21 protein-coding genes are annotated in these 25,880 nt (G+C 70.8%); 3 read left to right on the plus strand and 18 right to left on the minus strand.

Features of this window, described 5'->3' with window-relative positions; genetic code table 11:
• Positions 1 to 99 precede the first annotated feature (99 nt).
• The 15 genes from P2T62_RS11235 to P2T62_RS11305 all read right to left on the minus strand — a co-directional run bounded on the left by P2T62_RS11235 (position 100) and on the right by P2T62_RS11305 (position 20,372).
• The gene (locus P2T62_RS11235) at positions 100 to 897 is read right to left on the minus strand and encodes a TrmB family transcriptional regulator (RefSeq protein WP_276261486.1); all 798 of its coding nucleotides are present in this window, start codon (positions 895 to 897) and stop codon (positions 100 to 102) included.
• Between the two features lie 246 nt (positions 898 to 1,143).
• The gene (locus P2T62_RS11240; RefSeq protein WP_276261487.1) at positions 1,144 to 3,438 is read right to left on the minus strand and encodes a hypothetical protein; all 2,295 of its coding nucleotides are present in this window, start codon (positions 3,436 to 3,438) and stop codon (positions 1,144 to 1,146) included.
• 111 nt (positions 3,439 to 3,549) lie between these two features.
• The gene (locus tag P2T62_RS11245) at positions 3,550 to 4,470 is read right to left on the minus strand and encodes a glycosyltransferase (protein WP_276261488.1); all 921 of its coding nucleotides are present in this window, start codon (positions 4,468 to 4,470) and stop codon (positions 3,550 to 3,552) included.
• Positions 4,470 to 5,471 carry a GNAT family N-acetyltransferase gene (locus P2T62_RS11250; protein ID WP_276261489.1) on the minus strand — a complete coding sequence of 334 codons (1,002 nt, stop codon included), beginning with the start codon at positions 5,469 to 5,471 and terminating at the stop codon, positions 4,470 to 4,472. Before P2T62_RS11250 ends, P2T62_RS11245 begins: the two co-directional genes overlap by 1 nt.
• An 86-nt stretch (positions 5,472 to 5,557) precedes the next feature.
• Complete coding sequence (locus tag P2T62_RS11255; protein ID WP_420028428.1) at positions 5,558 to 6,577, minus strand: polysaccharide deacetylase family protein; 1,020 nt, start codon at positions 6,575 to 6,577, stop codon at positions 5,558 to 5,560.
• A complete protein-coding gene (gene wecB / locus P2T62_RS11260; protein WP_276261490.1) occupies positions 6,567 to 7,643 on the minus strand; it encodes a non-hydrolyzing UDP-N-acetylglucosamine 2-epimerase in 1,077 nt (358 codons plus the stop codon). Before wecB ends, P2T62_RS11255 begins: the two co-directional genes overlap by 11 nt.
• Positions 7,643 to 8,878, minus strand: a complete 1,236-nt coding sequence (locus P2T62_RS11265) for a DUF354 domain-containing protein (protein ID WP_276261491.1) — start codon at positions 8,876 to 8,878, stop codon at positions 7,643 to 7,645. Before P2T62_RS11265 ends, wecB begins: the two co-directional genes overlap by 1 nt.
• Before the next feature lie 289 nt (positions 8,879 to 9,167).
• A complete protein-coding gene (locus P2T62_RS11270) occupies positions 9,168 to 11,324 on the minus strand; it encodes a hypothetical protein (RefSeq protein WP_276261492.1) in 2,157 nt (718 codons plus the stop codon).
• Positions 11,325 to 12,375: 1,051 nt separating this feature from the next.
• Entirely contained in the window at positions 12,376 to 12,873 is a 498-nt protein-coding gene (locus P2T62_RS11275; protein ID WP_276261493.1) for a hypothetical protein, read from the minus strand.
• Positions 12,874 to 13,086: 213 nt separating this feature from the next.
• A complete protein-coding gene (locus P2T62_RS11280) occupies positions 13,087 to 13,296 on the minus strand; it encodes a dodecin family protein (RefSeq protein WP_276261494.1) in 210 nt (69 codons plus the stop codon).
• Between the two features lie 371 nt (positions 13,297 to 13,667).
• Positions 13,668 to 14,855, minus strand: a complete 1,188-nt coding sequence (locus P2T62_RS11285; RefSeq protein WP_276261495.1) for a carboxylate--amine ligase — start codon at positions 14,853 to 14,855, stop codon at positions 13,668 to 13,670.
• 162 nt (positions 14,856 to 15,017) lie between these two features.
• Positions 15,018 to 16,541, minus strand: a complete 1,524-nt coding sequence (locus P2T62_RS11290; RefSeq protein WP_276261496.1) for a twin-arginine translocation signal domain-containing protein — start codon at positions 16,539 to 16,541, stop codon at positions 15,018 to 15,020.
• A 175-nt stretch (positions 16,542 to 16,716) separates the two neighbouring features.
• Positions 16,717 to 17,490: a polysaccharide deacetylase family protein gene (locus P2T62_RS11295; RefSeq protein WP_276261497.1), complete on the minus strand. Its 774-nt coding sequence runs from the start codon at positions 17,488 to 17,490 to the stop codon at positions 16,717 to 16,719.
• A 249-nt stretch (positions 17,491 to 17,739) separates the two neighbouring features.
• The gene (locus P2T62_RS11300) at positions 17,740 to 18,312 is read right to left on the minus strand and encodes a metal-dependent hydrolase (RefSeq protein ID WP_276261498.1); all 573 of its coding nucleotides are present in this window, start codon (positions 18,310 to 18,312) and stop codon (positions 17,740 to 17,742) included.
• Positions 18,313 to 18,557: 245 nt separating this feature from the next.
• Complete coding sequence (locus tag P2T62_RS11305) at positions 18,558 to 20,372, minus strand: CARDB domain-containing protein (RefSeq protein WP_276261499.1); 1,815 nt, start codon at positions 20,370 to 20,372, stop codon at positions 18,558 to 18,560.
• Positions 20,373 to 20,845: 473 nt separating this feature from the next.
• Here P2T62_RS11305 and P2T62_RS11310 point away from each other — a divergent pair, with 473 nt between their 5' ends.
• Together P2T62_RS11310 and P2T62_RS11315 are read left to right on the plus strand one after the other, a co-directional pair.
• Positions 20,846 to 21,289, plus strand: coding sequence for a hypothetical protein (locus P2T62_RS11310; protein WP_276261500.1), 444 nt, complete (start codon positions 20,846 to 20,848; stop codon positions 21,287 to 21,289).
• 287 nt (positions 21,290 to 21,576) lie between these two features.
• Complete coding sequence (locus P2T62_RS11315) at positions 21,577 to 21,792, plus strand: hypothetical protein (protein WP_276261501.1); 216 nt, start codon at positions 21,577 to 21,579, stop codon at positions 21,790 to 21,792.
• A 51-nt stretch (positions 21,793 to 21,843) separates the two neighbouring features.
• Here P2T62_RS11315 and glmS read toward each other — a convergent pair whose 3' ends face one another.
• The 3 genes from glmS to P2T62_RS11330 all read right to left on the minus strand — a co-directional run bounded on the left by glmS (position 21,844) and on the right by P2T62_RS11330 (position 24,616).
• Positions 21,844 to 23,649 (minus strand): glutamine--fructose-6-phosphate transaminase (isomerizing), encoded by a 1,806-nt coding sequence (gene glmS, locus P2T62_RS11320; RefSeq protein WP_276261502.1) that lies wholly within the window; start codon positions 23,647 to 23,649, stop codon positions 21,844 to 21,846.
• A 403-nt stretch (positions 23,650 to 24,052) separates the two neighbouring features.
• Positions 24,053 to 24,256, minus strand: a complete 204-nt coding sequence (locus P2T62_RS11325; RefSeq protein WP_276261503.1) for a DUF7563 family protein — start codon at positions 24,254 to 24,256, stop codon at positions 24,053 to 24,055.
• A gap of 216 nt (positions 24,257 to 24,472) precedes the next feature.
• Positions 24,473 to 24,616, minus strand: coding sequence for a hypothetical protein (locus tag P2T62_RS11330; RefSeq protein WP_276261504.1), 144 nt, complete (start codon positions 24,614 to 24,616; stop codon positions 24,473 to 24,475).
• Between the two features lie 843 nt (positions 24,617 to 25,459).
• Here P2T62_RS11330 and P2T62_RS11335 point away from each other — a divergent pair.
• Positions 25,460 to 25,789, plus strand: coding sequence for a winged helix-turn-helix domain-containing protein (locus tag P2T62_RS11335; protein WP_276261505.1), 330 nt, complete (start codon positions 25,460 to 25,462; stop codon positions 25,787 to 25,789).
• Positions 25,790 to 25,880: the final 91 nt, after the last annotated feature.

Genomic DNA, 25,880 nt, shown 5'->3' on the forward strand with positions numbered 1-25,880 from the left:
CGGGAGCCGACGCCGCCCCTTCGTAATGGAGCCCTTACTCGCAGCACGGACGGGGACGCTCACTGCCCGGCACCTCGCGGGCGGACCGACGGTCCGTCCTCAGGAACCGGGCGAGTCGGCCAGCCGCCAGGTGAAGATGGTCCGTAGCACCACGACCAGCCCGTTCGCGTCACCCGCGCCCCAGATGGCGGTCTCGGACCGGGGTGCGTCCGGGGGCTCGTCGTCGCCGTTCGTGCGGACGCTCACGAGCGTCTTCCGACCGTCGACCATCATGAGCCGACCCGCCGGCGTGTCCGACCAGAGCCACAGCGACTCGAACGGTTCGGCCTCGGGGACGCTATCCCGGATGCGCTCCTGGACCGTCGGCGAGAGCCCCGCGAGCCGGATGGTGACGTCCCTGTCGGACGCGTCGCGTAACGCCGCGACGATCTCGTCGGTGAGGAGCTCCTCGACGGTCATGTAGACGATCTCCTCCTCGGCGTCCCCGAGGAAGTCGACGACCCGGTCGGTGACCGACTGGTTCCCGTCGACCGTCCAGACGCCGCGGACCTCCTCGGTCCGGTCGCGCGGCTCCAGCTGGTCCAGCGCCGTCGTCAGAGTGGTCGTCCGCTCCCGGAACTCGCGGTCGAACTTCCGGCCGGCGGTGTCGGCCGAGATGGCGTAGAACTCCTTCGGCGAGGACTGCTGGACGTCGACCAGTCCTCGGCCGTGGAGTTCGTCGACGGCGTCGTAGACACGGGTCCGGGGGACGTCCGCGACCTCGCTCACGTCCTGGGCCGTGCCGAACTCGAGCTCGACGAGCGCCACGAACGTCCGCGCGGCGTAGGTACTCAGCCCGAGGTGTTCGAGCTGGTCGATGGCTTCCGAACGCGGGTCTTCCGTCGAATCGGGTGGCATGGGGTTGTGGGGGACTGGACCCCGTCTGCAGGGGGACGGGTGCGCCCTTCGTCGCCCCGCTGCGGAGCGCGGTGTCCGAGGAGAGGTACCGCCTTGCCACCGGTAAGGTTTTTGTGAGTATTCGGGTGAAAATCTACGAGCAGATGCCGACCGGGCGCGGCCACCGGTCGGACCATCCGTCGTGCGGACGGGCGCGACAGCTATCCTGTGCGTCGATTCAGGCTCCGGACGACCCACCCGGCTCGTTCAGATGGGGGGCGACGTGAGGACGGACCCCGCCGCCGGTGTCGGGGTCGGCGTGGCGGAAGCGGTCGTGTTCGTGCCCGTGGTCGTCCCCGGCGTCGGCGTGGCGGAAGCGGACGTGGGGGGGGTTGGGGACGTGGACGAGGTTGGCGTCGTCGATGTGGGTGTCGTAGCGGTCGACGGAGGGGCGGTGGCTGTCGCCGGGGTCGACGTGGGGGATGTGGTCGTCGCCGTCACCGTGGCCGTGGGGGTCCGGGTCGACGTCGTCCCCGTGGGGGTCGAAGTCCCGGTCGGGAGGGTCGGTGTGGTCGTCCGGTTCAGTCCCTCCAGCGGGTCCGGCGTGGGCGTGGCCGTCGGCCTCGGGGTCGGCGTGGAGAGTTCCCCATCCGGGCCGACGGACCAGTTGATGGTCGGCGTGCCGGATGCCGAACCGTCCGTCGCACCCGGATCGTCGACGGCGGCCAGGGGCTCCGGGTCCTCCCCGGGCAGGACGTACAGCCGGAAGCCGCCGTTCGACTGGACCCGGTCGATGCCCGGCTCGGTCTCCAGCGCCCGGAACCCCGCCGCGGAGTAGCGGAACCCGTCGTACAACCGGACCTCGCGGCTGAAGTCGGCCCGCGTGACCGCGAGATAGCGCTGGCCGTCGTAGTAGGTGCTGGCGTTCGTGTTGAACACCGGCGGCGGGATGACCGCCCCCTTCCCGGGGAACGTCCGTGCTGTCTCCGAGGTCGGGAGGTAGTGCTCCTCGACGTAGCGGTCGGAGCCACCGCGGATGCCGGTGAACGGGACCGCCGGCGCCCGCTCCTCGAACGCCGTCCCGTAGCCCGACAGCCGCATCTCGGGGACCTGCGAGTTCGACTGGTAGATGTACGGCGAGTCGAACATCGCTGGCACCTGGAGCCCGACGGCGGCGACGAGGCCGATGGTCAGCAGGACCCGTCCGGTCCCGGATGGGAGCGCCGCCCCGAGCCGTGCGGTCCCCTCGTCGAGTGCGATGGCCCCGAGGATGGTGACGAGGACCATCCCGAAGCCGATGTAGCGGAAGTACTGGGTGGTGACGCTGGCGACGAAGAAGACCGCGAACACCCCACCGACGGGGACGAGCGCGGCCACCAGGTAGCGCCGGCGGGCGAGCCGCGGGCTACTCGGCGCATCCCAGTGCCGGAGCACGACGACCACCATCAGGAGCGCCAGCACCACGAAGACCGCGCTGACGAGGAACAGCTTCAGGAACAGCTCGGAGACGCTGCCGCCGACCTGTGCGAGCGACCCCGAGCGCTGGGCCACCTGGTCGCCGGGGGCGGCACCGCCGAGCAGCCCGGAGAGGACGCCGCCGATGGAGCTGCCGACGCGCTCGTGGCGTGCGGACCAGGCGATCCAGAGGCCGGCGAGGACGGCGGTCTGGAGCGCGAGCGAGCGATCGGACGACAGCCAGCCGATCTCCCGCCGCCGGGCCCAGAGCTGTAGCGCCGTGAACGCGATCATCACGATCAACAGGTTCAGCGCCTGCTGCGGGTGGAAGAGGATGGTCGCAGCGGCCGCCAGCACGAGCAGTCCACTCGCGCCGATGCGGGGCAGGCGCGTCGCCGCCCCGCCGTCCGTCAGCGCCCGCCCCTCGCCGGACCACTCGGCCCCCGCGGCCCCGGACAGCCCCGTGATGTCGGGGGTGTCGGCGACGTGCTGCAGGACGAGGAAGAGGACGAACGGCGTGAACAGGATGGCCTGTGAGGAGGGGTGGACCATCGGGTGGACGGAGACGTTGTTGAGCGGGAGCACCAGCAGGCCCGCGACCGTGCCGATGGCCAGCGCCCGCGGGCGCTCGGAGAGCAACCGCACGCACAGCGGGACGAACACCAGGTAGACGACGAAGAAGAGCAGCACCACGAACTCGAAGGCTCGCGGGAGGGCCACGCCCGTCAGGTCCTCGAACAGCAGCGCGGTGGTGTGGACGCCGGGGTAGAGGAACCGCTCGGCCGCGAGCTGCCCGGCGTCGATGGCGCGGGCGAACCCCAGGTGGCTCAGCGAGTCACCCGCGCCGAAGAAGTGGTAGTTCCGGACGAGGGGAAGCGCCAGCACCGAGGCGATGGCCAGCCCCGCCAGGAGGTGGCCCAGCCGCCTGCTCGCCCCCGCACGCTCGAGGAGGAGCACCGGGAGCGCGGCCAGCACCGCGACGGTGACGGCGACCCAGAACGCCGTGGGTGTCGCCCGGTAGATGGAGAGTTCGAATCCGGTCGCGGGCGTCCGGTGAGCGATCCAGACGCCGACCGCCAGTCCACTGAAGCCGACGAGCAGTGCCACACGTGCGAGCCACCCCCTCGGCCGGTTCGGGTCGTATCTGCCACCCATGCTGCTCGCATGCAGCGCCCCGCCACGTTTGGTTATGCTCTCCCGACCACGGGTAGCCCGCGATTACTGCCCATCGAGCACCCGCCGGTAGACATCTATCAGCCGCTCGCCCATCCGCTCGACACTCACCTCGCGAGCGGCCTCCCGGCCGTCCGACCGGCCGCCTTCGAGCGCGGCCACCAGCCCGTCGACCAGCCCCTGGTCGCGGTCCGAGACCGACGAGGGGGTGACGCCGTCGAGCCGTTCGGCCACGTCGCCGACGTCCGTCGCGACGACCGGCAGGTTGCAGGCCATCGCCTCCTTCACGGCGTTGGGCGACCCCTCGTGGTCGGAGGTGAGCAGGAGCGCGTCGGCGGCGTTCATGTAGTCCGGCATCCGGTCGTGTGGGACCCCCTGGACCGTCCGGAGCTCGACGGGGGCGTCGAGTCGGTCGCGCGCGGCCGCGACGACCTGCTGGGCCCGGGGGTAGTTCTTCACCGGCCGGTCCGGCGGGTAGGGGAACAGGACCTGGTGGCCCATCGTCGGCCACCCGACCCGCTCGCGGGCCGCCGTCCGGTCGGCCGGCCGGAACACGTCCAGGTCGACGCCGTGGGGGATCACCTCGCACGGCGTGTCCAGCGCCTCGGCCATCCCCGGTGACATGACGATGACGGCGTCGCTGTGACGCGCGCAGAACCGGCTGACTGGCTCGTACCGCCCGAACAGGTCGGTCCCCCACAGCGACAACACGACGGGGTGCCGTGGCTGCAGGACTGCCGGCGGGCCGGTGAGCCCGTAGTTGGCGTGGACGAGGTCGAACTCGCCGAGCGAGGCCCGCAGTGCGCGGAGGTAGAAGCTCCCGTACGCGAGCGGCGTCCGCCCGTCGGCCCCCCGCTTGCCCCCGATGGCGACGGTCTCGTGGTCGACACCGTGCCGGCCCAGCGCGTCGAGCTGGAGGTCGTAGAAGCGCGCCCGCTCGTTCGTCACCAGATTGCAGACCCGCATCAGCGCGAGAGGAGGCCGTGGGCACGCTTCGCCGCCTCCATCGACCGGCCGGCCGACTCCACGACGTAGTACGGCTCCAGGGTCGCGCCGAACTTGCTCTTGTACCGGCAGAGCCGCTCCGTGTTCGCCCCCATCAGGTCGTACGCCGTCGGTTCGCCGGCGGGCGGGTCCTCGACCAGCTCCCGGAGGACGTCCCAGTGGACCAGGCTGTTGACGCTCACCCCCTCGTGGACGGTCCGGGCGCCGCCCTGCCAGAAGTACGCCCGGTCGGCGGAGTACAGCACCGTGATGCCGGTCAGGAACCGGTCGCCGTCGCGCAGGACGTACACCCGCGCGTGCTCGTCCATCGCGGTCAGGAGGTCCCGGACGTACTCCCACGCCATCGGGAAGCTGCGCCCCTGGTCGGCGTAGCGCTCGGCGGTCGCCTCGAACACCTCGCGGGCGCCGTCGATGCCCTCGCGGGAGAGGGTCAGGTCGAGGTCCTCCGCGTCGCGGATCTCGCGGCGGAGGCTCCGGCTGAACCCCGAGCGGATGTCGTCCAGCGAGCGCCCGGCGACGTCCAGCCGATAGGTGAACGTCGGCTCGACGGTGAGGCCGGCCCATTCGTAGGGCCTGGGGTCGCCGTAGCCGGGCGGACAGATGGTCCGGAAGAGGGTGAACCGGCCGTCGGCGCCCACGTGGTCGAGCACCGCCTCCGTGAAGGCCCGGTTCAGCGACTCGCGCTTGCGCTGTTTCGGACTGGCAGGCATCAGCAGCGGCCCCAGCCGCGGGATACCCAGCGACGGCGGTGGTGACAGTACCGCCTCCCCGACGCGCTCGTCTCGCCTGACGAGCGGGAGGAGTGCGACCGGACGGTCACCCTTGTAGCCACATAGCAGTTCCAGGTCGCCGGTTGCGTGGTCGGCGACCACCTCCAGCGCGGCCGCCGTGTGGAACGGTTCGTACCCCCTCTCGGGGAGCGCGTCGTCCCAGTCCGACAGCGAGATCGTCTCGAGGTTCATCTCCTGAGCGCCCGCTCGGCCCATCCTCCCTTCGTTATCCTCGGACTACTCGGCCGAAGGACCGGCCGCCGGTCGGCGCCGGGCAATCAGCCGTGCGGGAGGCGCGCGTACAGCTCGCCCGGCGGGCCGACCCAGGCGTCCATCTCGAGCGCCCGCTCGACGACGTACCGGTAGCACTCGCGGTAGCCGGGGAACTCCGCGGCGAAGTAGCGAGGGTGCCACAGGACGGTCATGACGGCACCGTTCCGCCGGGCCTCGTCGAGCAGGTCGTCGCAGACCTCGCGCGCGGCGGCGCTCACGGCGGGGGACGCCCCCCCGTCCGTCGCCGTGACGCCCTCGTTCCTACGCCGGGCGCCGGATGCGCCCGCCGCGGACCGCCCCCTTCCGGAGCCCGTCCCCGCATCGCGCGCTCCCGGCGCGGGGTCGGGGAGCGCGACCTCCATCAGCGTCAGCGGGAAGACCACGAAGCGGTCCTCGAACGGCCGGAACGGCCCGTAGCCGTGCTGGAACCCGTAGCGGGTGCTGGAGCCGAGGCTGGCGTCGTAGGAGAGCCCCACGTCGGCCTGCCGGCGCCAGGTCTCGGGCACCTCCAGGTTGAGATAGTGCTGCCGGCCGCCCGTCACCGGGTGGCCGAGGACGCGCTCGATGGTCGCCTTCTGCTCGGCCAGCAGCGACCGGTCACGGTAGGAGTCGTAGGAGCCGTGGAGGCCCACCTCCCAGCCGCCACGGTCGAGCGCGGTGATGGTATCGGCGATGCGCGGCGCCTCGACGTCGTAGCGGGCGGTGTGGAGCTTCCAGCGCTCCGGGTCGACCCACTCGTGCACGGGACGCTCCCGGAGGGGCTGCTCGTCGAGGAAGTAGAACGCCGACCGCACCCCGAGGTCGCGCTCCAGTTCCATCACCGTCTCGAACTGCCAGTACGGCTCCACGCCCGGCAGGAGCGCGCGGAGGTGGCCCGGGTCGCGGTCGCGGACCGCGTAGTAGACCGTCTGGAACGTCTTGTGGACCCGGTCGACGTCGTGGGTGAGACAGACGGCGAACTCGTGGCCGTCGAGCGCCGCCGCCAGCTCCCCGTCCCCGAGGGCCGTCCCCGGCTCAGACGACACCTTCCAGCACCTCCCTGATCCGGGGGGCCGCGGTCCCGTCACCGTACGGCGTCGGCCGCTGTGCCGGGACGCCCGCGCCGGTCACCGCCCGCTCCAGCGCCCGCTCGATGGCCGTGGCGTCGGCGCCGACCAGCGTGTTCCAGCCGGCATCGACGGTCTCGACCCACTCCGTCTCGTCGCGGAGGGTCACGCATGGCGTCCGGAGGAAGAACGCCTCCTTCTGCACGCCGCCCGAATCGGTCGCGACGGCCCGGGCACCGTCGAGCAGCCGGACGAAGTCGAGATAGCCGGCGGGCTCGGTCAGGTGGAGGGCGTCACGGGCGCGGGCCTCCAGCCCGGCGTCGGCCAGCGCAGCCGTCGTCCGCGGGTGGGCTGGCAACACGACCGGCAACGAGGCGGTCGCCAGCCCCTCGACGATTCCCCCGAGCCGCTCGGGGTCGTCGGTGTTCCCGGCACGGTGGACGGTGGCCAGCACGTAGCCGTCCGGCTCCAGCCCCAGGTCCGCGAGCACGGTCGAGCGGTCGGCGGCCGCGTCACGGGCCCACAGCAACGCGTCGTGGGTCACGTCGCCGACCTCGTGGACGCCGTCGGTGATGCCCTCGGCGGCGAGGTTGTCGACGGCGGTCGCGCTGGGGGCGAACAGCAGGTCCGAGACGTGGTCGGTCACCACGCGGTTGATCTCCTCGGGCATCTCGCGGTTGAAGCTCCGGAGCCCGGCCTCGACGTGGGCCAGCGGCGGGTCGAGCTTCGCCGCCGCCAGCGCCGTCGCCACCGTCGAGTTCGTGTCGCCGTACGTGAGGACGACGTCGGGCGATTCGCGCTCGATGAGCGTCTCCAGACACCGGAGCATATGGGCCGTCTGGGCCCCATGACTCCCGGACCCCACCGCGAGGTCGTGGTCCGGTGCCGGGATGCCCAGTTCGTCGAAGAAGACGGCCGACAGCTCCGGGTCGTAGTGCTGGCCCGTCTTCACCAGTACCTCCTCGTGGCGCTCCCGGACGGCCCGCGAGACCGGGAACGCCTTCACGAACTGCGGCCGCGTGCCGACGACGGTGAGGACCCGCATCAGTCATCACCTCCGGCGGCATCGGCGCGCCCGGCCGGTCGTTCCGGCGCGTCGTCCCCACCGGTCGCCCCCGATGGCCGTCCCTCGTCGGACTGCTCGTCCACGGCCAGTCCGTCAGCGGCCCGCCCGTCCGTCGCCTGTTCCATCCCGGCCGGCGGGGCCGCGCCGCCGACCTCGCACAGCGTCGCGACGACGTACGAGGTCACGTCGACGGTGTCGGCCAGCAGTCGCTCGCGCCGCTCGGCCCAGCGCTCGTCGGTGTCGGGGTCGTCGGCCAGGCGCTCGACCAGCCGGAGCGCGGCCCGCTCGTCGCCCCGCGAGTACAGCAGCCCGTACCGCGTCTCCAGGTTGACGAAGTTCGACATGTCCGTCCCGGCGGCGAAGGAGTTCGACCGGACCGCCGGCGTCCCGAGGACGGCCGCCTCGGTCGCCATCGTCTGGGAGTCACCGGCGTACAGATCGGCGCCCGCCAGCAGGTCGTGGACCAGGTCCGCCGGAACCGGGAGCCGGTGGCGCTCGAACCGGTCCGGGAGCGGGCCCTCGGTCGTGATGTACACCTCGCCCCGTTCGTCGAGGCTCTCGACGAGCGCCGTCGTGCCCTCGCGGGAGAGGCCGGACTCGCCCACGTCGTGGTGGGCGCCCCAGCCGACGAACCGGCAGACGAAGTAGCGCTCGTCCGGGTCCACGCCGAACGCGCGGAGGCGGTCCGGGTCGGGCTGGAACCGGTCGGGGTGGAGGTAGGCCAGTTCGTGGTAGCCGTCGTAGCGTCGGTGGCCGTCGCCGTAGTCGTCCCGGATGCCACGCGGCGTACAGACCACGTCGGCGAAGGGTGTCGTCGCGCGCGTGGAGGCGACCCCCTCGTTGTCGATGAAGACGACGCTCGGCACGTCGAGCAGCCACCCCACGTGCGCGACCGACAGCCCGCCGATGGCGGTCAGCACGTCCGGCCGGAACGAGCGGGCCCGGGCGAGCAGGCGGGCCTCGTACTGCAGCTGCCCGAGCGCCAGCCCCGGCAGGGTCCGCCCCGCCCGGGCCAGTTCCTCGTGGTCGATCCCGTGGGACGCCAGCAGCTCGGTGGCCACGTCCTTCGCGCGCGCGACGACTCGGACGGTGTGGCCCGCGCTCCGCAGCTCGTCGATGGCGTGTCGGTAGAAGTGGACGTGTGCCGGATGCTGCACCGCGACCATCACCCGCATCGTGGTCCCTCCGGCGCCGGCGCCCCTCGTGGTGTCCACCGTGAGCTGAACATGGCCATCGTAGCCGACGGGGGCGGCTTCGTTATGCGTCGCCTGTGCTCGACGGAGGGCGGTGCTCCGGCGGTCGGCGTCGCGAGAGGAGTGTCGCGGTGCCGGGCAGCGTACTGCTGACCCGCACCCGGCCGGCGGCGGTATGGTGGTGGACTGCCGCCGGTCGTGTGCCCGGCACCAGGTCCGACTGCATCCCGGTGGACCCTCGTAATGTGGTCCCTACCCGAGCGGCGCGCCGTACGTTGGGCTTACCACGGCAGGGCACCGCATGGTCGCCTTACTCGGTGGCCTCGATGGTGGCGAGCGCGCTCCCCTCCAGGTCGAAGCCGAGCAGGTCCCCGGAGAACCGGTAGGTGTCGGTCCCCGTCTCGACGGTCCCCTCGACGACGGTCCCGGAGATGGTGTCCTCGCTCTCGAGGGAGTCGCCGGTGCCGGCGGAGACCTCGCCACTCACCTCGAACCGGTAGGTCGCGGGGTCGCCCGACCCCATCCCGTCGAAGCTGATGGTGTTCGGGAGGTCCGGTCCGGCGACCAGCTCGTCGACGGTCACCTCGGCACCGTCGTAGCGCAGGACGTAGTTCGACGCCTCCGTGCTGGCGGTGAACGCGGTCACCTCGCCGGTGAGGTCGAAGCTGTCCCCGTAGCCGTTGCCTGTCACACCGGCCACGGTGTACGTGCCGTCGCCGTTGTCGGTGATGGTGTCGTTGCCCTCGGCCTTCAGTCGGGTCCCATCCGCGGCCTTCGTGGGCTCGCCGTCCGTGGTGAACTCGTAGCTGAACTTCGGGCCGCTCTCGACGGCGACGATCTCCAGCCGGGTGCTGGCGGGCGCAGGGTCGTCGTCGCCCCCGCCACCGAGCATGTCGGCGGTCACCTCGTCGCCGTCCAGCAGGAGCGTGTAGTTGTCGGCGTCCGTGCTGGCACCGAAGCCGGCGAACTCGCCCTCGACCCGGAAGCTGTCGCCGTAGCCGTTGCCGGTCTCGCCCGTCACCGTGAACGTGCCGTCACCGTTGTCGGTGATGGTGTCGTTCCCGTCGGCCTCCAGCGTGCTCCCGTCCTGGACCTTCGTGACCGGCCCCGTCGCGGTGAACTCGTAGCTGAACTTCGGGCCGCCGTCGACGGCCTCGACGACGAACAGGCGGCCGGTCGTGTCGCTCCCGCCTGACGAGCCGCCGTCCGTGGAGCCGCCGTCCGTGGAGCCATCGTCGGTCGGGGTCGCTGTGGCCGTCGGGGTGGGGGTAGCCGTGGCCGTCGGCGTCGGGGTGGGCGTCGACGTAGCGGTCGGTGTCGACGTGCTGGTGGAGTCGTCCCCGTCCGTCCCGTCCGAGGGGTCCGGGTCCGCGGTCGGACAGCTGTCCCCGACGCAGACGTCCTCCAGGCTGGAGGGGTAGCTCAGGTCGCCGTCGCCCGTGATGGAGATGCCCTCCGAGGTCCAGCCGTCGGTGGCGGTGTCGCCGCTGATGGCGGTGGCGCCCGAGTTGTTGTAGACCCGCACGTCCCGGAAGACGCCGCTGGTGCCGTCCGCCTCGGGGTGCATCTGGATCGGCGAGGCGGCGCCGTCCCAGGAGTGGTAGATGTCGCAGTCCTCGACGAGCATGTCGTCGCCAGGCTCGCGGATACGCAGGCCACGCTGCGCGGTCCCATCGTCCCCGATGTCCGTCGACTCGGCGTCGTTGACGATGGTGACGCCGATGGCGTGGCTGTTGTTCGAGCCCAGGCGGACGCCGGCGACGTTGTTGTTCTTGTAGAGGCCTCCCTCGACGTAGACCGGGCCCTGCTGACCGTCGGAGGGCTTGCCCGGCGCGCTGGCGTAGAGCCCGTTGTTCGAGAAGTCCTCCAGGTGGACGTTCCGGAGCGTCAGCGTCCCGGCGTGGTCCGGCGGGACGTAGATACCGGTCGCGTCACCGAACTGGCCCTCCATGCCGTCCGGGAGCGCGACGTTCTCGAGCACGAGGTCGGCGTCACTGGCGGCCTCCAGCCGCCAGCGGCTGTCGTTGCCGTCGCACTCGCCGCGGATGGTGATGTTCCGGAACTCGACGGTCCCGCCCGTCGCACGGGTCGTCGGGGCACGGTGCATCCCGTCCGGGTGCCGGAGGACGACCTGGCCGTCGCCGACGAGACCCGCGTCCGCGAAGCTCCCCCCGATGCCGTCGCCGTTCCACTCGTACTCCCCCGCCGGGATGACGACCTCGTTCCCGTCCTCGAAGAACTCCTCCAGATACGGGTCGATCTCGTCGCCGGGGGCGAGGCCCTCGTCGCCGAGGTTCACCCTCGTGGCGGCCGACACTGAACCCAGCGCCTGCGAGAGCCCGACACCGACCGCAGCCACGCCGGTCGCCTTGAGGAGGGACCGACGGCTGAACGAGCCCTTACCGCCTCGCTCCTGCCCGGTAGTTGCGACCTTCTCATCCGTATCGTCTCCCTGGCGTTCTGCCATGGCCGGGTAGGACGGTGTTACTCGTATAATTGAACTGACGAACTCCTCACCAGATCCCCACCGAATCGCCCCCGGTTAGCTACGGATACTGCCGGTTACTTACCAGAGCCAGCGTTCGCGTTAGTGAGTGTCTACCGCGACGAGAGATGCTCGGCATCTCCGTATTTCGGCCAGTAGGCACGACTTACAGCGGGATACGTGGATATCGCCGGGAAACCCCTGTTCAGCTGGCGCGCGGTGGGAGGGGCCGACGTGACCGTGGTGACCGGTAGGTACCGCGAGAGCCACCGATGTCCGTCGTAATCACCCCGTAACCGGTCCGGCAACACCGGTAATCCGATACTTCGTCGGGGCCGGCCGCGCGGCGAGGAGTCACTCAGCGGAATATCCAGGACAGGTGGCAGTTTCGGGCCAGATATCTCATATGGATTGCATTGGAACTCGTTATCTGGCCAGCAAGTCACATACTGGGCATCGAGGTGGAAAAGCATGGGCTGTCACGGTTCCACGTCACGATACCGGTTCGTCACTCCGTATCCAGCCGGGCCGGCGCCACGACCCGTCGGCGCGTCGCCTGTCGAGCAGCGGTCGCCCGGTGGGTTGCCCCGGGTCGCCGTGGCCCGCCGCGCGCGCCGTCCTCCGAGTACGTCGGCGCCGCATCTCTCTCCTCCAGGGCGGGTCGTTCCCATCACGGGATGGGGCCAGGTAACGCCGGGCCCGAATCCCGGGCGGCCCTCCCGCGAACGGCTCTCGACACCGGATTCGCGTTCGGAGTCGGGCGTCGATGCCGTGCGTGCCAGGCACCCCTACGCTCGCGGGTTCCCGTCAGATGGTGACACGGTGGACGCTCCGTGGGCTCGGGCGGGAGGCGACGACCCTGGGGGCCGTGACCGAGGGGGCCCTGGAACCCAGGCGGAGGGTGAGGACCAAGGATGTGGCGACGGCGTGAGCGGACACGACGAATCGCGGCGGGCGGCTGCATCCACCGGGCCATGGAGGAGAGCGGCGGCGATACCCCCGGCTCGATGGGCTCGCGGGAGCGCGGCCGTGGTCAGGAGGGCTGCTCGAACGCGCCCCATCCCGCGGTGAGGAGGCGCGTGATCGTGGGGTAGAGCCCGCCGAGCACGAGCCCGTAGAGGGCGTGCCCGGCCAGGGACTCCATCGTCAGGTTCGGGATGGCGGGCGCACTCGCGCCGACCGCGCCCAGCCACAGCGGGAGCGCGACGCCCCCCGCGACCACCCAGAGGAGCACCCCGTACAGGGTGCCGAGGACGACACCACCGCCCCGGCTTCCGACGAACGCCGACAGCCGCGAACCGGTCACCGCCGCCGCGAAGCCGAACGCGAAGACGACGCTGACGAGCAGGTGGACGGCCCATCCCGCCGCGAGCGAGTCGGACCCGACGAGCGAGGCGATGGTTGGCATGGTGCCGCCGGCCTGAAGGTAGAGGCCGAAGACGGCTCCGGCGGTGATGCCCGCGATTCCGGCGCCGAGCGCACGGCGCTCGGTCGGTACCTCCGCCAGCTCCGTGACATCGGTGATGGCCATGGGGATCCCTCGGTGGGAACCGTCGCTCGCTGGCGGAATAAGCCAATTCGCCAGGTAGCTACGGGGAGCCTGCGAGGTGGTGATGCCGCCCGGCGCCGACCTGCCACCCGGGCGGGACCCGCGGCGGCCCCCTCGAGGCCGCTGGCGGGTGGTCGTCGTGCGATGCTCGGGCGTGGCCCGCGGAGAGGTCGCGGTGGGCGAGGTCGCCGTGGTCTAGACCTCCTCGTGGACGGGGAAGGCCACCTCGACGGTCGACTTGTACTCGACGACCTCGCCGTTCTCGACACTCGCGGTCCAGTCCTCGACCTCCACGCCGCGGATGTCGTCGACGCTCGCCGACGCCCGGCGGACCGCCTCCTCGGCGGCCGCCTCCCAGGATTCGTCGGACGTGCCCAGTACCTTGATTATCTTGACTGCGGTCATGATGTGTCCCCCCGGGCCGAGCGGCGCCGGAGGGTGGTCGAACGGTCGTCGAACTGGTAGATGAAGCCACGACCGAGTCCCGGTCAGTGAGATAGGTCACGGGGGAAGCGCGGTGCGGAACAGCCGGAGGTAGCAGAGCCAGCAACAGCCCGCCGGTCGCCCGCGCCAGCAGTCCTTCCGCCAGGCAGGGAGGTGCAACTGCCCCCGCGGACCACGGAACCGATGCTCGTTCGGGGTCGCGGCTGTCTCGTCGCTCATAGGGCAACCGGTTTCCGCAGTCCCCTGAGTATACGCCGCCTACTGGCCGCTACAGCGCGCCCGGTGGTTCCAGCCCGCCCACCGTCTCCCGTCCGCACCAACCCGCTCGCCGCCTACCGCCCACGGAGCGCGTCGCTCACGGTCCGGGCGAATGGGCCCGGGTCGTCGAGTCGGAGGTGGTCGAACCTGGGGTCGGTGAGACAGGTGCCGGCCACCGCCAGCGCCTCGCGCAGCAGCGACGGCCGGGCGACGTGCGGGGAGTCGTCGCGACGGATGCTGCGGAGGTAGCCGAGCTCGCCCTTCAGCAGATGGCTGGCCGACCCCACCTCGTACGAGGGGTCGATGGCCTCCGGCCGCCCCGAGGCGAGGAGCCAGTAGTCGTGGGGGAAGTCGGCGCCCGCACGGACCGTCGCCGGGAGCGACTGCCACATCCGGGGGTTGATCTCCGTGAGGACGAACTCGCCCGTCTCGGCGTCACGCATGTACTCGATGCAGGCCAGCCCGTGCCAGTCGAGGTGGTTCAGGAGCTTCCGTGCGACCGTCTCCAGCCGCGGGATGTAGACCGAGCGGCGGAACACGCCGCCACCGCCGACGTAGGAGTTGCCGCGGATCTGTCGGTGCTGGAAGGTCACCAGCGGCTCGCCCTGGTCGTACAGCGCCGCGACCATGTACTCGTCCTCGCTCCGGATGTACTCCTGCGTGATCGGGACGTGACCCATCGACTCGCGGAACGCCTCGACGTCCGGTGCCTCGTTCGGCGTCAGGTGGGGGACCTCCTTCACCGTCGCCGTCTCGCCCGGGGCGAGGTCGTCGACGTAGGTGTCGACCAGGAGGTTGTACCGCGACTTGACGATCCGCTCACCGCTCCAGTCGGTCACGTCGGTCAGTTCGGCCGTGTCGGGGACGGGGACGCCGGCGGCCTCGGCGGCGGCCGCCAGCTCCAGCCGGTCGTGGACGGTCCTGAGCTGGGCCGGTGTCGGGACCGGCACGTCGACGTGCTCCGCGAAGGCCTCGTGGAACCTCGAGAGGACGTACACGTCCTCCTCCCGCATCGGGACGACCGTCCGGACCGCGGGACGCTCGGCCAGTTCGAGGAGCGCATCGCGGTACGCGAGCAGGTCCTCGTCCGGCGGCGGCACGTGGGCGGCCTCGGCACAGAAGCGCGACCGGAACTCGGGCGCCCGCCGGTCGTCGGACGCGACGATGGTGTGGAGCCCCCGGCGTCCGAGCGACCGGACGGTCGGATAACAGCCCACGTGGCCGGTCGGTATCACCACGGCGTCGCGCTCGGCCGCACTCATCGCTCCACTCCCGACCCCGTACCGTCGGTCGCGGGCGGTCGGCCGCTCCGTGTGGGGTCGCAGGCCCGCGGTTGGCGTCGGTTCACCGACCGGGATGCGCTGACGGACGTACTGTCGCACATGGCCGAGAGGACCCCGCTGGAGGGCTTCGTTACCCGCCGGCTACCGGAACGTCCCGTGCCGACTGGTCGCCGGGCCGTTCCGGACCGCTCCCGTACCGGCCCGGGGGTCGGTGAGGCGTCCTCGGCGGGCCAGGCGACTGGCGGTCCCCGTGGTGGTCGTGGCCTCGCAGGTGTCCTCGACATCCCGGGTCTCGGCGGTGGACTCCTCCAGCACGATGGCCTCGCCCGTCACGTCGATACCGGCGTCGCTGATGCGGTTGTCGTTCGAGCGGAGGAGCCGGATCCCGTCGCGCGAGTCCCCGGTCTGCTGGATGCAGAGGTTCTCAAACCGGGAGTCGTTCCGGTCCACGACGTTGACCGCCGCGACGCCGGCGGCGGCGCCGGTGATCTCGACGTTGCGGAGCGTGACCGCCGTCGAGATGTCGTCGTCGTCCTCGTACTCGTCGATGGGGCTCTTCGCCAGTACCGCGGCCACCCCGTCGGCGTCGATACGGATGGTCGTGTCGCGGATCTCGGCCTCGCGCATGTGGGTCGAGACCGTGATCGCCCCGTCGCTGGCGGCGACCTCCAGCATCTCCACGGTACAGCCCTCCACCAGCGCCTCCGTCCCCTCCCGGAGCCGGATGCCCCGCGTGTTCTCCACCTTCTCCGAGAGCCCGTCGGCGCGCACGTGCACGTCCCGGACGACGGCCCCGTCGCCGACCCGGACGTTCGCGATGGCGTTGTTGGCGTAGTAGCCCCCCTCGACGGTGACCGGCCCCGTCGCGGCCGAGGCGTACAGGCCGTTGTCGGGGAAGCCGACGATCCGGCAGTCGCGGAAGGTCAGCGACCCCTCGCTGTCACCGGTCACCAGACAGCCCGTGATGGGGAGGTCTCGCCTCGCGCCGTCCGGGAGGTGCATGCGCTCGACCAGCCCGGAGCCGTCGGGGTCCATCACGTCGAACCGCATCATGTCCTGGTCGACGTCCTGCTCGCCCCGGACGGTCACGTCGCGGACGACCATCCCGTCGGCGATGCGGATGTTGAGTGGGCGTGCGCCGGTGGACTCGGCGCGGAAATCGAACGTCAGCCCCTCGATGCGGAGGTCCCGGCCGTCGTTGAACAGGAACATCGTCCGTCGGTAGCCGTCCGGCGGCCGGACCGTCGCTTCCGGCCCGACGATGGCCAACCGCTCGAAGTCGTCGAACAACCAGTCGTCCGCCATCAGGTAGGTCCCCTCGGCGAGATACAGCAGGGTGTCGTCGGCCGCGTGCTCCTCGAACAGCGGGATGATATCCTCCTTGCCGGTGGGGTCCGCGCCGGCACGCTCGAGGTCCACCACCGTCCCGTACTCGTCGACGTACGGGATGTCCTCCCGGCGCGTCGGCGTCGGCTCGGCGTCCGTTCCCGTGGGTGTCCCCCGACCGGTCGGGGTCTCGGTCGGGGTCTCGGTCGGGGTCTCGGTCGGCGGCTCCTCGTTCGATTCCACGAGTGAACAGCCCGCCAGACCAGCTGTCGCCCCCGCAGCGCCGAGCCCACGGAGCAGGGTCCGGCGGTCGATAGGGTCCTCGGTACGGTCGCTCACGTGCGGAGACGGCGGCCACGGGGCATTGTTATGCCCGTTGTACCGGGGGTAGACCGGCCCTATTCGTCGTCGCCGGGGTAGGCTGTTCCTGTGGCTCGTCGTCGAGAGAACGCACGGCGGGCTCTCAAGCGGAAGGGATCGCCGGGGCCCTCCACGAGTGGCTTCCCGGAGGCGGCTAGTCAACGTCGAGTGGCTTCCCGGAAGTGGTCCGCCGTGGCGGGGTGTAGCAGTACTCGTCGACGTTGTACTTCTTCTCGACGAACTGATCGAGCATGAACTGGCGGATTCGCCCGAGTTCGCGGTCGATCTCCGAGCGGAGCCTGTCCTCGAAGGACGCGTCCCGCTCGCCCCACAGCCCCGGATGCGTGAGCACCTGCAGCGCATCGGGCGTCCCGCCCTGTGCCAGCGGCGGCTCGTCGCGCCACCGCATGTTCGAGTCACTCAGGTAACACACCTCCGAGAAGAACCGGGGCTCGTAGGTGCTGACGAAGCCGTCGTAGCTCCGGCCGAACACCCACTCCGGCGGACGGTGGAAGGAGAGGACGCGCGACGGCCGCTCGACCACCCCCGAGAGGATGTCGAACTCGGCCGCCGCCCGCTCGCGGAGCTCGCGTCGGCCGGGGTCGGCATCCCAGTACTGGTGCGTGCTGAAGTGGAGCCCCACGTCGTGACCCATCGCCTGGATCTCGGCGACGATCTCCCGGGTCGGCTTGAAGCCGAGGTTGTAGGCGGGAGACGTGACCAGGAACAGGTACGTCGACTGCAGCCCAGCCTCGCTCTCGATGGATGCGATCCGGAGTGCCTTCCGGGGGGAGAAATCCACGTCGTGACGGAGGTACAGGTCGCCGCTACTCGGGGGCTCGGTGTACCGGCGCGACCGGTACCCCCGGTCCTGGAGCGTCCGGAGGAACCCCCGGTACCAGTCGTAGGTGAACGTCACGTCGCCCACGACGGTCCACCTCCGAGCGACCGGGGAGTCGGACAGCAGCGGTCGGTACGCGGGACCGGGAGGCTACCGGCTGGTACACCACGCCTGCAGCCGTGCGGGACGGGGTGGTTCGACGCCGGGCGCCCCGACCGCGGCCGGCGTGGTTCGTCTATCATACCGGGTCGTGGCCGCCAGACGGTAATGGTAATGGACCGCATACCGGGGCCGGTCGGTTGGGTCCCTGGAGCGGAGCCTCGCCCCCGCCGTCGCTCAACGGGGCCAGCGCCGCCGGACGACCCCGGGGCCGGGCGCCCCGTCGAGGAGCCAGAGGGCCAGCGCGAGCGCCACCGGGACGGCCGCGCCCAGCAGGAGCATCGCGGGCCGGTCGGTAGCGGCCAGGCTGCCGCCGAACTCGCGGAGGTAGTGCCAGCTCCGGCCGAACAGCCCGAGCGACTCCCCGTACGGCTCCCGCTGGACGACGGGCCACAGGACCGTCGAGACGGAGAGCCCGTCGCCGAAGAGCAGCCCGGACCCCACGTCCCCGAGCAGGTGCGACCAGTAGCCGACGACGAAGGCGGCTGCGAGCTCCGCCCGGCCGCGGCGGTACCCGTCGAGCAGGACGGCGATGCCGACGGGGAGCGCGACGAAGACCGAATGACCCAGTGCGTACCCCGTCGGGAACAGCCCCAGCCCCCAGGAGAGTGGCTTGTCGATCAGGTCCGGTGTCAGCGCCCCGAACGCGAGCGCGGCCACCGGGAGGTCGGCAGGTGGCGGCCGGCGGCGCACACGACGACCCACCGAGTAGCAGACGTAGGCGACGGCGAGGTGTCCCCACGGCCACATTCAGCGGTCCCCTCCGAGCGAGAGCTGCCTGAGCGAGACGACACGGGACGACAGGGACACGCAGTGTGGGAGCGACATCGGCCGACGGTCTGCGGGTCCTGATAATGGCTGTGATGGTCCGTTCACGGGAAGTAGTGGCCTACTACAGGGCTGCGGTCGGTGTCCTCGACCGGGGGAGCAGCGGACCTCCCCTCGTTGCCGAGTACGCCGGTGGCCGCTCCCCGGTGGCCGGTCCGGGAGAGCGGCTACCGTGACTGTGCGCGAGTCGTCCCGGTGGGACCGTCACCGTCGGCCCCGGGTCCGGTCGGTTCGTCCTGGTGCTCCGGCAGGAACTCCGCTCCCACCATGAGGTCTCCCGCAGCCGCGTCGCCGACGGAGACGTTGTAGCGCCCCGGGCTGTCGAGGAAGACGGTGAACGTGACGGTCCGGGTTTCGCCGGCCCCGATGGGGACGAGCCTGACTCCAGCGAGGTCACCGTCGAGCCGGAGTGGGACTGCCGAGAGGGTGCCCCCGGAGCCATCGTTCCGGACGGTCGCGGTTACGGTCGTTACCTCCCCGGTCCGGATGTAGTCGCGGCTCAGCGCCGCCCGCTCGACCGACACCGCGGGCGTCCCAGTCGCGACCGTGTAGACCGCCGGGAACTCGTCGGCGGTCTCGAAGCGGTAGACGTACCGGGTGGCAGTGGTGTTCACACGCTCCGCTTCGATCCGCGCCGGCCCATCGGAGCCACCCGGGCGGGCGACGAACACCGACGACCCACGGAGGTCCGGATACATCGTCCGGTTGATACTGAACTGGACGCTCAGGTTCCCGGTAGCCGCCGATGGGTCGCTATCGACGATCACGGTCGAGAGCGACCTGACGCCATCGGAGGCGGCCAGTTCGTCCGGGCGTGCGGACTGGCTCAGTCGCAGCGAGAGGTCCCCGTACTCCGCGGCCCGGATGCCGAGCTGCTCGAACGCGACGCCGGTGGTGTCGGCGACGCTGTCGGACGGCAGGTCGACCGTCACCGGGTGGGCGACGGAGGCGTTCCTCACGTGCGCGCTGATGCCCAGTTCCGTCCGGGTCACCGCTGTCGTGACGGGGCCGGGATCCGCCACCCGCACCTGACCGACGTAGTCGTGGTCGAGGCTCAGCACGTACGAGCCGCGCTCGTCGAACGTGTGGGTGAACCGGTAGGTACGTGACTCCCCGGCCGGGATGGACCGGCGGTCGGCGTTCCCCCCGACCATCCGTCCGTCGCTCCGCAACTGCGGCCGGAAGGTCCCGTCGCCGTCCCCCTCGTTCGTCACCGTCACCGCGATCTCGACGGGCGAGCCCACCACCGTCTTCTCCGGGGTGATGGTGGCGTCGGTGATCTCGATGTCGGGACTCGGTGCCTGTACCCGCTGGACACGGCGCTCGGCCGTCGTCTCGGCGGTGTCCACCAGCTGGTCCATCGCTCCCGCGACGTCCGCGCTCCCCGACTGGAAGGCCGCGGGGACACCGTACCAGGTCCCACCCACCGCGTCGGCACGGCGCTCCCAGGGGCGAGGCCCAGCAGCGAACAGTGTCGCGTAGCGGCCCGAGAGCGCCTCGTCGGCCGTGGCCCGGTCAGCGGTCGAGCTGGAGTCGTCCTCGTTGGTGAGGACGACGTAGAACCGCTCGGCACCACTCCGGTACGACAGTCCGGAGGCGGCCATCACGCCCTCGGAGGCGTTCTCGAAGCTCCCGCTGTACTCGACGCCCGCGAGCCCGCTCTCGACGGCCCCCACGTCGTCGGAGAGCCCGGTCACGACTGTCGCGTCGGACTCGTAGGTCACGAGCCCGAACCGTGGGTCGAGGCCCCGTTCCTCCATCGCGGTGGCGACCCCGGGCAGCTCCTCCTCGAGCGCCTCCCCGAGCGGTTCGGCGTTGGCGGAGCTGTCGACCACGAACACCACGTCGACGCTGCCGTGGGCGGGGGCGCCTGTCCGGCTCGCTGGCGCGTCCGTCGTCGACGCGACCGCCGCACCCATCGCGGTGACCACGAGGAGCGCCAGCGCGACCGCCCCGGCCCGACTCCACCAGGTCCCCGTCATCGGACTCCCCCCACGGACGGGACGGCAACCCTGGCCCCGACGGCTCGTTCACCCGTGCAGCTGTCGCCCCGCTCTCGCTCACTCGTGCAGGCAGTGGCTTCGGTGCCCCCGACGCGTTCGCGGCGGCTGCCGGCCTGCAGGTCGCTCGTCCGAACACGTCCGCACCTGTCGCAGTCTTCCGTCGACATAATTCGGTCTTACCCCATATCGGGCTTTGTTATGGACGCCGTTCCCCGGTCGTCGACCTGTCGCGGCCGGGCCCCGGGACGCCGGTTCTCAGCGGCTGTGGGCTCTCGCTGTCGGTAGACACTCTGTACGGGGGGCCGAACGTTCGTTCAGCGACCGGGCGTTCCGGCGCCCGGCGACACGTCGGTCCGGACAGGTCGGGAGGGGGTCGCCTGCCCGAGGGATAGTCCGACTGTACCGTTCGAAACCACCGCGTAGTAAACCGGAGACCCGTGGAATCCGGGGGCATGTCCCACCACGACGGCGGGTTCCGGCCCGGGCGTCCGTTCCGCGCGGCGTACGCCGTCGCGCTGAGCGCCAGTCTCGCGAGTTCCTGGCTCACGACCGTGTACGTCGGTGCCGGCGCGGTGGAGCTGAACCCCACCATCCGGTTCCTCATCGAGGCCGTCGGCTTCGACGGGATGGTGCTCGCCAGGGGCGGCGTGCTGGTGGGGGCGTACTGGGGGTACCTGCTCCTCGGGACGGAGGGCGTGAGTCGGCGGGCGGTCCTCGGGTTCGCCTGGCTCGGGGCCACCGTCCAGCTCCTCGACGCCGTCCACGACCTCCGCCAGGCGGTGCTGGCGGGGTGGTTCCCCGCGGTCGACCTCTGGTCGGTCACGCTTCCCGTCCTGGTCGTCGCCGTGGCCGGCAGCGTCCTCCGCCCGCGGGTGCGCCGTTCGAGCGGCGGGTAGAAGTGCGTGTGAATGTCACTCGTGCGAGAAGTATAGACACACTACCGACCGAGGGCCCGCACGCGACCGGGCGGCGGCGCTTCGGGAACGGGCCTGTGGGACTCCCGACGGCGTTCTGGACAGTATCCCAGCGGGAACTGGTACGTATCTGGACCCCCGGTGGTGAGAGCCCTCATAAGGAGTAAGACGGTGTTACCGGGCATGGTAGGAACCCGCGGTGTGCGATGCAGCAGTAATCATCGTATAGGAGCGAGCCTGGTGGCCACCGGCAGCAGGAGGGTGGAGTGATGACGGCCGCGCTACGGACACTCTGGGAGGAGCAGCCGACCAACCCCGACCTGGAGGCGGACCTGGGCTACCAGCTCGACCCGCTCATGATCATCGACGGCCCCGACCACGGTGGCCAGGTCATCCTCCTTCCCGCGGAAGAGGAACAGCTCCACGACGACGAGTTCATCGTCGCGGACGCGGAGACGCTCGTCTCGCTGGCGGACTGGAACTGAGGGGAGGCAGGGGACCACGTCTCGCCCGTTGCCGGAGGCGAGCCGAACGCGTCACTCGACGGTGACGCTCTTCGCGAGGTGGCGTGGCTTGTCGATGGCGCGGTCGAGCAGGTCCGAGACGTGGTAGGCGAGCAGCTGGAGCTGGACGTTCGCCAGCAACCCCTGGAGGTCCGGATGCGTCTCCGGGACCGAGAGGATCTCGTCGGCCTCGGCACCGACGCTCGTCCGCTCGCTGGCGACGGCGATAACGGGGGCCCCGCGGGCGCGGACCTCACGGACGTTCCCGAGCGTCTTCTCGTCGTCGCGCCCGGTGAAGATGGCGACCACCGGCGTCTCCTCGGTGACCAGCGCCAGTGGACCGTGCTTCAGCTCGCCGGCCGGGAACCCCTCGGCGTGCTCGTAGGAGATCTCCTTGAACTTGAGTGCGCCCTCGAGTGCGACCGGGTGCGCCGTCCCGCGCCCGATGAAGAAGTGGGCCCGCTGGTCGTGGTACCGGCGCGCGATTCCCTCGGCCGGGGTCCCGGCCAGCACCGTCTCGACCTGCCCGGGGAGCGCGGGCAGCGCGGTCAGCAGCTCCGCCAGTTCGGGCCCGATACCGCCGGTGCGGGCCGCGAAGTGGCCCGCCAGGAGCGTCAGCGTGACGACCTGTGAGGAGAAGGTCTTGCTGGCGGCGACGCCGATCTCCGGCCCGGCGCGGATGAACAGCGCCTCGTCGCACTCGCGGGCCGCGGTCGAACCCAGCACGTTCGTCACCGCCATCGTCCGGGCGCCACTGTCGGCGGCGTGCCGGAGTGCGCTCAGGGTGTCCGCCGTCTCGCCGCTCTGGGTCACGCCGACGACGAGCGTCCCCTCCTCGATGGTCGGCATCCGGCCGGGGTACTCGCTGGCGAGCCACGCCCCCGCATCGGTCCCGTACCGCGAGAGGAGGTGGGCACCGTAGAGCGAGGCGTGATAGGAGGTACCACAGGCGACCAGGTGGACCCGCTCGACCCCGTCGAGGCGGTCGTCGAGATCCAGGTCCACCTCGACGGGGTCGGTCGACAGCCGCCCGTGGAGCGTCCGCCGGATCGCGTCGGGTTGCTCGTTGATCTCCTTCAGCATATAGTGGTCGTACCCCTCCTTGCGAGCGTCCTCGGGGGCCCAGTCGACGGTCCGGACGGGTCGGTCGGCCGGCTCGCCGTCGGCCGTGGCGATGCGATAGCCGCCCGCGGAGATCTCCGCCACGTCGCCGTCCTCGAGGTAGATGACGCGGTCCGTGTGCTCCAGGAACGCCGGCACGTCGCTGGCGACGAACGACCGACCGTCCCCCAGCCCGATGACGAGTGGCGACCCCTGGCGAGCGACGTGGATGCTGGACCCGTCCGCGACCACCATCGCGATGGCGTAACTGCCCTCCAGTTCCGCCAGGGTCCGCCGGAACGCCGCGCCGACGTCGCCCGTCTCCTCCAGGTGCTCCTCGACGAGGTGGGGGATGACCTCGGTGTCGGTATCGCTGTCGAACTCGTGGCCCCGGGTCTCGAGGCCCCTCCGGAGCTCGGCGTGGTTCTCGACGATGCCGTTGTGGACCACCGCGATCTTCCCGGTGCAGTCCGTGTGCGGGTGGGCGTTGGCGTCGGTCGGGGCGCCGTGTGTGCTCCAGCGCGTGTGGCCGATGCAGAGTTCGCCCTCCGGGAGCGCGTCGGTCAGGTCGGCAGCGAGATCGGAGATCTCGCCGGCACGCTTCGCGACCTCCAGCCCGTGGCCGTTCCGCATCGCGACGCCGGCGGAGTCGTAGCCCCGGTACTCCAGGTTCCCGAGTCCGTCGAGGACGGCCGGCACGGCGTCGTCGTGTCCGACGAGCCCGATGATGCCACACATCAGGTCTCACCCCCGCCGGACCGGGTCCGTTCGTCCGGCCCCGTGCCGGGTCGCCATCGCGACGTGGGGGGCCGGACGGGCCGCGGTGGTCTGGGTGCCGCGTACGCACGCGTCGGTACCGCATCGAGCATCGTGACCGTGATCGTTGCTGGTCTCATGGAAGTGGTGTCGGAACGCCCACCCGAGGTGACCGCGCACCGACGGATGGATACCAACCCATACCGTGGCGTGGCCTTCGTTATGCTCAGGTTGCTACCGGATAACCACCACCTGATTCTCCCGCTGGTGTATCGGACGGGGGCCGGCCGCGTCAGGATGCTCGAGAGGCCGGGCCAAGAGGCTCGCAACCTTCCTCTCCCGAGTCCGCCACCGCATCCGCCGCCGAGGGTCGCCGCTCCCGAGCTCAGTACCACCAGCGCTTCGCGTCCGAGTCCGTGGCCCCGCCCTCGGAGCGCTCGCGGAACGTCGAGCAGGAGGGGCAGCCGTAGACACGGTGCTCGTTGTCACCGAAGACCCTCGCGAAGCGCTTCGAGACGTACGTGCCGCAGTCACGGCACAGTGCAGCGCCCGTCGTGTCGTCGGTCGGCCCCGAGTCGAGTGACATCATGGACACCGGCCCCCGGTGGGGAGGAGGTATTGATATTTGCCTGCTACCGGTCACGGCCTCGGAGAAACCGGCATCTGTCGTCTCCCACCTGGCTGATTCCGGTCCGGTGGCTCCAGTGCCGGCTCACGGGGGTCGTGGTGGCACCCGAAAGAAGAGTGACGGGCGGGACGCCGGAGGCGTCCCACCGCCGGTAAGTTCCGTCGTACGATCGCGTTCTCACTCGTTCTGGGGGCCCCGATCCGAGGCCGCGTCACTCTCCTCGTCCTCCGGGAGGAGCTGGTCGGGGCTCCGCTGGTACCGGGGTGTGTTCACGAACTCGGTGATACGTGCACGGTCACTCTCTGATAGGCAGTCTGCCATATCGCGACCCAAGCCTGTCGGGGGGATAGTTATGTTCTCGGTACTGCCGAACGGCCAGTTCCGGGCGTCCTCGGGTTCCCACCAGGTCGTGATAGGCACCGGTCCCTCCCCCGAGCGGCACGTAGCAGTCGCGAATCAACCACTACGGGGCGAACCTGCCCGACGAAACCTCATGCTACCGAGACCATAGTGACGTGCTACCATGTAACACTCAAGTATCATGTACGCCCGTCCGTCCTTACGGTCGATGGCCCGTCGATCTCCCGTCACCCCCACCCATGAGCAGCACCGGGGGCGGTCGGACGGACACCGGTGGCGACGACTGCTCCCGCCCGCGGCTGGCCTGTGAGGTGGAATCGAGCGGTGTGACCGACAGGCGCGCCCGGAGGGCGCCAGCCGTGACCCCGCAGGAGGGCCACGGTCCCAGCGCTGGAGGGGACCACCCACGCGGTTCGACCGCACGCAGGTCGCTACCCGGTGGTGCCCCGTACGCGTCACCGGAGCCGCCAGTCCGGAGGTCACAGTTGCGGGCGTGTCCGTAGCCAGCGGTCCCGGTGCTGGCGACCGCTGGCGGGCTCGTCCCGGGTGGAGTCACGGGACGGGGCCGGGCACCTGGAGATGGCGGAACGGCCATCGTGGACCGTATCGGTAGTCGACTCCTACTGGGTTAGAAGCCTTCTAACGCTCTGAAACGGCGTCAGAACTGATATCGGGGTTTATGTTGGAACCCTCGGGGCAATGAGCCACAGAGCCGTTGGCGGGGCGCGTGAGAGCCGGTGGACGATCCGCTCTGAGCTGCCCGGCACGGACACGCGACCCGCCCCGGTGTGCCGAACCACAGCCATGCTTCAGACAGAATCCCCCGAGCAAGCGTCCGCGGACTCGGATAGCCTCCCAATCGACCTCAGCGGGACCGACAGCGGCGACACGTGGACCGTCATCGAGTTGCTGAGCGACGAGGACTGCCGTGCGCTTCTGGCGGCTGCGGACACCCCGATGACCGCGATGGAGCTGGTCGAGACCTGCGACATCCCACGTGCGACCGTCTACCGCAAGCTCAACCAGCTCCAGGCGGTCGGGCTCATCGAACCCAGCAAGCGGGTCCGGAAGAGTGGCCTCCCACCGACCCAGTACCAGCGCAACGTCGACACACTCCGACTCCGCTGGGGGTGATGGCGGGTAGTTCCACGGCCCCGCGTCGAGCCCTCCCGGCCGCCGGGGTCCGAACACCGGAGCGGTTTTGCTCTCGAAGCGCGAACACGAT

Source organism: Haloglomus litoreum (assembly GCF_029338515.1).
In the GTDB taxonomy this organism is placed as follows: domain Archaea; phylum Halobacteriota; class Halobacteria; order Halobacteriales; family Haloarculaceae; genus Haloglomus; species Haloglomus litoreum.